This is a genomic window from Burkholderia singularis, from assembly GCF_900176645.1.
Taxonomy (GTDB): Bacteria; Pseudomonadota; Gammaproteobacteria; order Burkholderiales; family Burkholderiaceae; genus Burkholderia; species Burkholderia singularis.
Map to the genome: position 1 here is coordinate 1 of NZ_FXAN01000012.1, position 1551 is coordinate 1551.

Sequence of the window (1551 nt, forward strand, 5' to 3'; positions counted from 1 at the left end):
TAACCGTGTAGGTCACGGACTCCACCACGCCATCACCATCATGCCTCACGCGCGCGCGAATGGGGGACTGGCCTACCCGAGCCGCTTACATTGAGCCACCGGCATGGTGGAGTTATAGCTAGTCGCGCGGCTGCGCCACCGGTGCGGTGTATGGCGCTGGAGCCCCCGGCACTTCGATATACGGAATGATGACCATCGGCGCTGTCGCTGCTGATGGCAGCGCCCTCATCGGGGCTGGCCGGATCGGCTCCACGATCGGAGCGCTAGACAGCGGCACATTTCGCGACACGACGCCGCTCCGGCCGTCATGAATTCCGCTTTGCGTATCGAGGATCAAAGGCGCGCTACCGCTCGCTCCGGCAAAAGCCGGTGACGTCGCGAGGCCGCATAGCGCAATGCGAAGTAATCGATGGGCGAATCTCATCAGGTAATCCCCAGATTTATACTCAGATCCGCTGCGTAAACATTCCGGACGCGACATCGGTATCCGCCTGCTGGATCGCGAGATTTCAGCCTACAAAAAGATAAAGCCCCGAGTCAATCCGTTCGGGGCCTTCATCGAGCACGATCGCGATAGCGCTGCCGTGCGGAATTACAGAATCGAGTAACCGTTGGTTTCCAACGAGCGAATACGTTGCTCGAGTTGAACGATATCGCTCGACGAAGCCAAGTAGGCTTCGCGACGCTCGCGTTCCGCGGTTTCAAACCAGTTGCTCAGTTTTTCAATGATGTAGGCAAACATGTTGGTTCTCCAAGGAAGAGTGAGATCCCTGGAAATCGAGATCAGGGATATCCCGTATAGGGTTAACCCGATTATAGCTTGGATGCACCAACTTACCAGTGAAATGCTCGAATACAGAGCATGTCGATTTGGAATAGCTCAGGGCCATTCCTTCCAAGTATATGATTTTTATATATTTTTTACTTCCAGGATAGGCAGACACGACATCGGATGTGCTATTTCGGTGCACAACATGAATCTGCCAAGCGCTCCAAAATAGGGCATTCAGGACGCTCGTCCCCGTGGCAATGGACGGCGAGGTTAGCAAGCGTATTGCGCATGTCGGTCAGCTCGGAAATCCGCTCGTCCAGTTCGGCTACGTGCTCGAGCGCGATTGCCTTGACTTCAGCGCTCGCCCTCGAGCGGTCTTGCCAAAGTGTAAGCAACTTTCTAATGTCACCGACTAGAAAACCAAGACGTCTTGCCTGCCGAATAAAGCGAAGCGAATGAATTTCTTCGTCGTGGTAAACGCGATACCCGGCGTCGGTTCGTTTCGCGGGATTGAGAAGCCCCACACTTTCGTAATAGCGAATCATCTTCGCACTGACGCCGGATACTTTCGCCGCTTCCCCGATGTTCACTGCTTGTCCCCGACAAAATCGATGGCTCAATGTTAACGCTAAAGACGCCATATCGCCTCGCGCGGAGCGGAGATGAAGCGCTGGGGCGATGAGGGGGGGTTGTGGAGCTTGAGGGCGTAAAAGCAAAAACCCCCGCTGGGTAGGCGGGGGTTTTTTTAAGGGGAGCCTGACGATTACCTACTTTCACAC

At 54.9% G+C, this 1551-nt stretch carries 3 protein-coding genes; all 3 read right to left on the reverse strand.

What is annotated here, in order from left to right:
* Window positions 1-118 precede the first annotated feature (118 nt).
* Window positions 119-424, reverse strand: a complete 306-nt coding sequence (locus BSIN_RS26320) for a hypothetical protein (RefSeq protein WP_256583495.1) — start codon at window positions 422-424, stop codon at window positions 119-121.
* A 168-nt stretch (window positions 425-592) separates the two neighbouring features.
* A complete protein-coding gene (locus BSIN_RS00860; protein WP_082710165.1) occupies window positions 593-742 on the reverse strand; it encodes a DUF3563 family protein in 150 nt (49 codons plus the stop codon).
* Between the two features lie 215 nt (window positions 743-957).
* Window positions 958-1362 carry a Cu(I)-responsive transcriptional regulator gene (gene cueR, locus BSIN_RS00865; RefSeq protein ID WP_089339213.1) on the reverse strand — a complete coding sequence of 135 codons (405 nt, stop codon included), beginning with the start codon at window positions 1360-1362 and terminating at the stop codon, window positions 958-960.
* Window positions 1363-1551: the final 189 nt, after the last annotated feature.